General features: G+C 63.5%; 7 protein-coding genes. 3 read left to right on the top strand and 4 right to left on the bottom strand.

Annotation, left to right across the window (positions count from 1 at the left end):
• Positions 1 to 273 precede the first annotated feature (273 nt).
• Together ACESNG_RS01125 and ACESNG_RS01130 are read left to right on the top strand one after the other, a co-directional pair.
• Positions 274 to 888 (top strand): hypothetical protein, encoded by a 615-nt coding sequence (locus ACESNG_RS01125; RefSeq protein ID WP_373064964.1) that lies wholly within the window; start codon positions 274 to 276, stop codon positions 886 to 888.
• A gap of 128 nt (positions 889 to 1,016) precedes the next feature.
• The gene (locus ACESNG_RS01130) at positions 1,017 to 1,469 is read left to right on the top strand and encodes a hypothetical protein (RefSeq protein ID WP_373064966.1); all 453 of its coding nucleotides are present in this window, start codon (positions 1,017 to 1,019) and stop codon (positions 1,467 to 1,469) included.
• Here the strand turns inward: ACESNG_RS01130 and ACESNG_RS01135 are convergent, their stop codons facing one another.
• A complete protein-coding gene (locus tag ACESNG_RS01135; protein ID WP_373064969.1) occupies positions 1,470 to 1,742 on the bottom strand; it encodes a hypothetical protein in 273 nt (90 codons plus the stop codon).
• Between the two features lie 350 nt (positions 1,743 to 2,092).
• Positions 2,093 to 3,754 carry an endonuclease/exonuclease/phosphatase family protein gene (locus ACESNG_RS01140; protein ID WP_373067381.1) on the bottom strand — a complete coding sequence of 554 codons (1,662 nt, stop codon included), beginning with the start codon at positions 3,752 to 3,754 and terminating at the stop codon, positions 2,093 to 2,095.
• Between the two features lie 62 nt (positions 3,755 to 3,816).
• Here ACESNG_RS01140 and ACESNG_RS01145 point away from each other — a divergent pair, with 62 nt between their 5' ends.
• Positions 3,817 to 5,679 (top strand): ABC transporter ATP-binding protein, encoded by a 1,863-nt coding sequence (locus ACESNG_RS01145; protein ID WP_373067384.1) that lies wholly within the window; start codon positions 3,817 to 3,819, stop codon positions 5,677 to 5,679.
• Between the two features lie 18 nt (positions 5,680 to 5,697).
• On the opposite strand, the gene ACESNG_RS01150 is transcribed toward ACESNG_RS01145, so the two are convergent.
• Together ACESNG_RS01150 and ACESNG_RS01155 are read right to left on the bottom strand one after the other, a co-directional pair.
• The gene (locus ACESNG_RS01150; protein WP_373064975.1) at positions 5,698 to 6,264 is read right to left on the bottom strand and encodes a TlpA family protein disulfide reductase; all 567 of its coding nucleotides are present in this window, start codon (positions 6,262 to 6,264) and stop codon (positions 5,698 to 5,700) included.
• 235 nt (positions 6,265 to 6,499) lie between these two features.
• A partial coding sequence (locus ACESNG_RS01155) for a hypothetical protein (protein ID WP_373064977.1) occupies positions 6,500 to 6,692 on the bottom strand: 193 nt, incomplete at its 5' end.

Below are 6,692 nucleotides of genomic sequence, written 5' to 3' on the forward strand. Positions count from 1 at the left end.
AGCAACAGCCAAGGGCAACAGCAACAGCCAAGGGCAACAGCAACAGCCAAGGGCAACAGCAACAGCCGGAACACGGAAACCACGGATTGCACGGAACCGACACGGATAAGCCAAAAGCGCTGTTCATTCTAATCAGTGTTCTTTCCGTGTGATCCGTGGTTTCCGTGTTCCAGCTGTTGCGATCCTGCCCAAGGTCGGAATGCTCTGGAATCCGAGACCGAGCTGGTGCTCACGCGAACCCCACTGAGCGGGGCCGGTCGAGTAGCTTTCATCGTGACTCAGATTCCGATTACACGACCGGTGACGCTCGATGTGCAGATCACCGTCCTTCGTCCCGATAAGTCGCACGCCGTTGGCGTGCCACTCCGCGTCATTCTTGGGACGGCGGCCGACTGGCAGTCGCCGACAGCGGGCGAGGAGATGGCGACCGGGGACGATGGCACCGTGCAGCGTACGCTGCCGGTAGTCCTGGCGTCGCAGCGACGCGAGGTCGCGACGAACTTCCTGGCGCGTTTGATGGCCTCACGGGAAACCACACGGCAAGTGCAGGTGGGCGTCGTCATGGAGTACGCGGGACGTTCTTGGTTGTCGGCGATCACGGTGGATCGTCGCGCCAACGGGGCCAGCCTGCGCCTCGATCCGATGCGCGTGTACGGCCGCGCCTCCGATGGTCGTTTTACCGACGATGTGCCGTTGCACGATGGCTCGTGGCACAAGCGACTGCCCAGCGGCAAGATGGTCTCGCTGCCGGGCTTCGTGGTCACGTCGGCCACACTCGATCCGGAGTCACCGGCCCCCGACAACGCCGCGTGGCGATTACGCGTGACGTTGCAGCAGTGGGAACCGCATGTGGTACCCGCTCTCGCGGGAGCGGGCTCCACGCCCTGAGTCATGTTGGTGGAGTGACGCGCAGATTGCGCCAACGAATCGTGGCGCGCTGACGTCAGCAGTTGTCCGTATCCTGCCGCGCGCCACCTTCGCGCGCTGGCCGAATTTCCCTGTCTGCCGAGCACACCGTGCCCCTCAAAGAATACCCCGACCATCATGATGCGGAACTCGTACTCAAGTTGTACGAGCTCCGTCGTGAAGATGTCATGCGCGAATCGCGCACGCAGGTCATCGCCAAGTTTCTACCGACGAGCTTCGAGGACGTGATTGCAGTAACGAAGGGCGATCATCCGCTCAACGCGGCGTTCCGTCAGTGCACGTCGTACTGGGAGATGACGTATGCCATGGCGCGTCACGGCGTGATGCACGCCGACTTCATGCTCGAGAGCAATGGCGAAGGACTGCTGATCTTCTCACGCATCGAGCCGTGGCTCGCGGAGTATCGCGCACAGGTGAACCCGATCGCGTTCCGAAATGCCGAGTGGGTGGCGAAGGAAACGGAAATGGGACGTCTGATCGCCGAACGCTTCCGAAAGCGCATGCAGGCACAGCTCGACGCGTCGAAGGCGGCGAAGGCGTAATCACGCCAGAAAACGTCGGGCCAGCTGTTCGAGCCGATCGTCGCCCTGCTGCTCTGCTTCCACGCGCAGCGCTTCCACGAAGGGCCTGAGCAGCGGTTCGCCCCAATAGTACCCGGTGGCCCGCTCGGCCAACTGCGTTTCGTTCACCCGCGCAGCTTCGAGCAGTGCGCGCGCGCAGGCGCGATCGTAGCCAGGATCGCTGCGCTCGGGCAAGTGGTAATTGCGGCGCGGCATCTCGCCTTCCGCATCATCTCGTAGAAACGCCCGCGACATACCCGCCTCGTCCGATCATCATGGTTCCGCACGGGCGCGTCCCGTGCACATCGAAAGATAACTGATTACGCCCGGCCGCATCGCGGTTTCCCGCCGGCAGCCTAGCGGTACTTTCGCACTTCCTGGCCATAAACTGTTGCCTTTCCCCTGTTCTGCAGGACGGTGCGTTCCTGTCTGCGGTTTTCACGTTGAACACGCGGCGCGGCCAAGTCGTGCGGGTGAGTCTTCAGCGCTCGTGTCCATCCCGACTTCTTTCCTGTAGCATTTTCGCGAGCGGTAGGAGACAGGATTCTCCTCTGAAAACTCGTGAAACCTGGCCGTCGCAGGACGTGAGATTCGCGAAAGTACCGCTAGCGCCGGCGCCGCAGGTCGGTCACCACGATCAGGTGATCCGCCGTGCGAGCAGAGGTCTCCGGCGTGAGGCCGAGTGACGCTGCGAACGCTGGCGCGAGGTCTGCGCTGGTGAACGCGAAGCCGCCCGTGCGCTCGAATACGGCGTCGGCGTACAGCGTGAGATCGAGACGGCCAGGGAGGAATTGCGCCGCCTTCGGATCGGTCCAGGTCACGAGCGTTCGTTCACCCAATCGCCATGAATCACTGAGCGTAAGGTCGGAGCCGTCGACATCGAGGCCTTGCCGGAGCGTGTGCACGGACTCGTACGATCCGATCGCGTTGAAGTCGCCGGCGATCACGAGTGCGCCCCGCGTTGCGCGCGAGGCGAGCTCTCGCTGCACGTGCGCGCGGATCGCACGGCTCTGCAACACGCGCAGCTGATCCTGTGCATTGCCGAAAAATCCGCCGCTTTGCAGATCGAGTGGCACGAACAGCGTTTCGATGCCGTCAATGGTGATCCATGCACCTGTGCTCGAAATCTGTGCCTGCACTTCGATGTCGAACAGATGCTGCGAGGCACTCAGTGCCGTGGCGCGTACGCTGTCGAGTACTCCGGCCGGATACTCCACGCGCACCATCGACGACGCCTGCCGGATGTCGCGATCGCGCGTGGCAACCACCGTGTGCTGTCGACCCCCGCTGCGCGAATACACGAATCGCCATGTGCCCAGTGCCGCCAGTTCGGCACGCGCAAAGAAATCGGCGAGCGTAGAGTCGGAGGTGCCGGCATACGCTTCATCCAGCAGGATCACATCGGGTGCCACGGCTGCCAACAACTTCGCGTGGTTGGCGGGTGTCTTGAACGAGCCCTCGGACACGTTCCATTGCGCCACGCGCACCGAGCCGGTGGTCTTCGCCGGGACGGCCGACACGAGATTGGCGTTCGCCGTCGTGTCGGACGCGGTGGCGAACACATAGCGCGCGGCGGGAAGCGCGGTGACCACGCCCGTCGCTGATTCGAAAACAAGCCGGGCCCGTACGGCGCGGCCAAGTCGCGCGAAGCCATCAAACGTGCCGCCGCGTGCGATGCGGAGCTCAAAACGTGTGGCACTCCAGGTGGGGAGCGCCACCACGCCGAGGTCGTAGGCGCTGCGATAGGCGCCAAGACGGTACGCGCCGGCGCCGGTGGCTTCGACGGTACGCAGCGCCGCACCGGCGCCGACTCCGTTGGCCTGAGGCTTGTCGGAGCGGGACAGGTCGAGCGACAGATCCACGCCGGCGAGACCGCGCGCGATATCGAACACGGTTCCGCCGGTGGAGATATTGTCATCGACGTCGATGAGCACGTGCAGGGTACCCGCCATAGCGGAATGGCTTACGCTGTCGCGGACGGAGAACGAGACGTACCACCAGTGTGGATCATCGGTGGCCCATGCTGACTGAAGCGGTCCGCTCGACGGCGCTGCGTCCGTCCACAAGGGAACACCGGCCCAGTCGTCGAGGCGCCCGTCCAGCTCGATCGCGACTCGCGCCGTCGTGGCACGTGCTGCCACCGGGTGCGCATCGGGGCGCATGCGCGTCGCGGTTCCGACGCTGCACGCGGCGACGCCGGCGATGGTACCGACCCCGAGCAGGAGGCGGCCAAGGCGCGGTGTAGCGGTCGAAAAAAATGGGCGCATACCATGAAACTTATCCAAATGTCACGATGGCCGCGGTGCGAGCGCGTACCCAGATTCACCGTATGGCGCGTCCGAGACAGTCACCACCACCGATCAAGTCGTTTCGCGAACGGCTCGGCGCGCTCCGGCACGTCGGACCGCTCTTTCTGCTGGTCTGGGGCACCAGTGCGCCCCTTACGATGGCGACCATCAGCATCCGGCTCATCCGATCGCTGTTGCCCGTGAGCACGCTCTACGTGGGCAAGCTGATCATCGACGAAGTGATCCGGACGGCGGCGCTGCCCGGAGACCCGGTCACGTGGAGTGCCTGGGTCGCCAGCGGTCTGCTGGATCGCACGCTGCAGCTGATTCTCATCGAGTTCGCCCTGGCCATCGCGGCCGATGCGCTGTCGCGCGCTGGCTCGCTGGTGGACCGCATGCTCGGTTTGCAGTTTTCGATCAGCACCACGGTCCGCCTGATGGAGCATTCGGCCACCCTCGACCTAGAACAGTTCGAAGACAGCGAGGTGCAGGACCGGCTGGAGCGCGCGCGTACGCAGACGTTTCAAGGGCTTGGCGTGATGGGCCAGGTGTTCGGACAGGTGCAGACGCTGATCACGATCATCAGTTTCGCGGCGGGCCTCGTGGTTTATGCGCCGTGGCTGATCGTGCTACTGCTGGTGGCGCTGGTGCCGGCCTTTGTGGGTGAGGCGCACTTCAATGCGCTCGAGTACGCACTGCAGTGGTCGCGCACGCAACAGCGCCGCTTGCTCGAGTATCTGCGGCAGACGGGTGCAAGTGTGGAGACCGCGAAGGAAGTGAAGATCTTCGGATTGAATCGCTTCCTAATCGGCCGCTTTCGCGACATCTCCCTCGATGTGTATCGCGCCAACCGTGCATTGGCCATCAAGCGTGACAGTTGGATGGGGCTGCTCACCGCGATCGGCACTGCCGGATACTACACGGCGTACGGCTACATCGCGTGGCGCACCCTCACCGGTCAGTTCAGCATCGGCGATCTCACGTTTCTCGCCGGGTCGTTCCGTCGGCTTGGTGACTTGCTCGCGAGTTTGCTGGTGGGGTTCTCGAGCACGGCCAGTCAGGCGCTGTATCTCGACGATCTCTTCTCATACTTCACAATCACGTCGCGCATTCATTCGCCGGTGAATGCGCGCGCCATGCCCAAGCCGATCACGATCGGTTTCGAGTTTCAGGATGTGGGGTTCCAGTATCCCGGCACTGAGCGTTGGGCGGTACGTCACTTGTCCTTCACGCTGCACGCCGGAGAAACGGTCGCGCTGGTGGGCGAGAACGGTGCGGGGAAAACCACGATCGTGAAGCTGCTGGCGCGACTGTATGAGCCCAGCGAAGGGCGTATTCTGCTGGACGGCCACGATCTGCGCGAGTACGATCTTGCGGAGCTACGGGCGAACGTCGGGGTGATTTTTCAGGACTTCGTGCGCTACAGTCTCACCGCCGGCGAGAATATCGCCGTGGGGCGTATTGACGAACGCGAGGATCGCGCACGAATCGTGCAGTCGGCCGAGCAGAGCTTGGCTTCCGAGATGATTTCACGATTGCCGGCACAGTACGACCAGCCCATCGGCAAGCGCTTCTCAACGGGCGTAGAGCTATCAGGCGGGGAGTGGCAGAAACTGGCGATTGCGCGCGCGTACATGCGTGATGCGCAGCTGTTGGTGCTCGACGAGCCCACGGCGGCGCTCGATGCGAGGGCCGAGTTCGAGGTGTTTCAACGCTTCAAAGCGTTGAGTGTCGGGCGCACCAGCATGCTGATCTCGCACCGCTTTTCGAGCGTGCGTATGGCCGATCGGATTCTGGTACTGAACGAAGGCGCGGTGGACTCGATGGGGACGCACGAGGAATTGCTGGCGCGGCACGGACGGTATGCCGAGTTGTTCGAGTTGCAGGCGCAAGGGTATCGGTAGCGGGCGCATGATGGTCCCTTACGGCTCGGCCAGCGCACGGCGAATCGCTGGTTCCAGCGATAGTGGTCCGATCGGCCCCATCACGCGATGGCGTACACGACCGTCACGGCCAATAAGAACCGATGTCGGATAGCCGCGCACTCCGTCCAGCTCGGCAATCATGTCGGGTCCCACGATGGCGATGGGATAGCTGATGCCGCGTGTGCTGACGAAGTCGCGCACGGTGCGCGGATCGCCTTTGTCGACCGACGCACCGAGTAGGACAAGGCCGGCCGCCTTGTGCCGGTTCCACGTGGCCTCCAGCAGCGGCATCTCCACGCGGCACGGTATGCACCACGTGGCCCACACATTCACGAGCACGACGCGCCCGCGGAGTGACTGTGACGTGATCGTGGAGTCGGCGAGTGTGCGTACGGCGAACGTCGGCGCGGTGCGATCGCGCGCGCTGACGTTCACGAGGGCGCCTACGTGCGGCAGCAGGCGTGGCAATGCCCAGATGCTAAGCGCGATCACGAGCCACGTCGTCCAATGGAACTTGGCGAGTAGCTGCGTGAGCCACGGTGGCAGGGAATCGCGAAACTTCATTGGTAGAACCTAATGCGCGCGAGGTTCGGGTGCGATTGACGGATCGATGAACCGATCACGCAGAGGACGCAGAGGACGCAGAGGACGCAGAGGCGCAGAGGTCGCAGAGAAGCACAAATATCAAGAAACTTCCGTCGCATCAAACGATCTGTCGATTACAAGGCTCTGCGCCTCTACGTTCTCGGCGCCTCAGCGTAATCAGGTCCACCGCCCCGGAGTGAACGCCGTTCCCACCCTACGCCGCGCGCGTCGCCACCTGTTTCGGAATCGCCAGCGACGCCAGCAACCGCCGGCGTTCTACCAACGCGCGCACGTGATCGCGCTGTAGCAGGTAGAGCCAGCCGCCGAACAGCGCGGCGACCACGGTGAAGAGCCACAGCAGCACGCTCGCTCCGGTATCCGGATACCAGCCGCGCGCCACTTCGAGC

The organism is Gemmatimonas sp., from assembly GCF_041689975.1.
Taxonomy (GTDB): domain Bacteria; phylum Gemmatimonadota; class Gemmatimonadetes; order Gemmatimonadales; family Gemmatimonadaceae; genus Gemmatimonas.

Excerpts from the sequence above, each read along its gene's own strand:
- ACESNG_RS01135 (WP_373064969.1), bottom strand. The coding sequence starts at position 1,742 with ATGTCGCGGGCGTTTCTACGAGATGATGCGGAAGGCGAGATGCCGCGC.
- ACESNG_RS01140 (WP_373067381.1), bottom strand. The coding sequence starts at position 3,754 with ATGCGCCCATTTTTTTCGACCGCTACACCGCGCCTTGGCCGCCTCCTG.
- ACESNG_RS01145 (WP_373067384.1), top strand. The coding sequence starts at position 3,817 with ATGGCGCGTCCGAGACAGTCACCACCACCGATCAAGTCGTTTCGCGAA.
- ACESNG_RS01150 (WP_373064975.1), bottom strand. The coding sequence starts at position 6,264 with ATGAAGTTTCGCGATTCCCTGCCACCGTGGCTCACGCAGCTACTCGCC.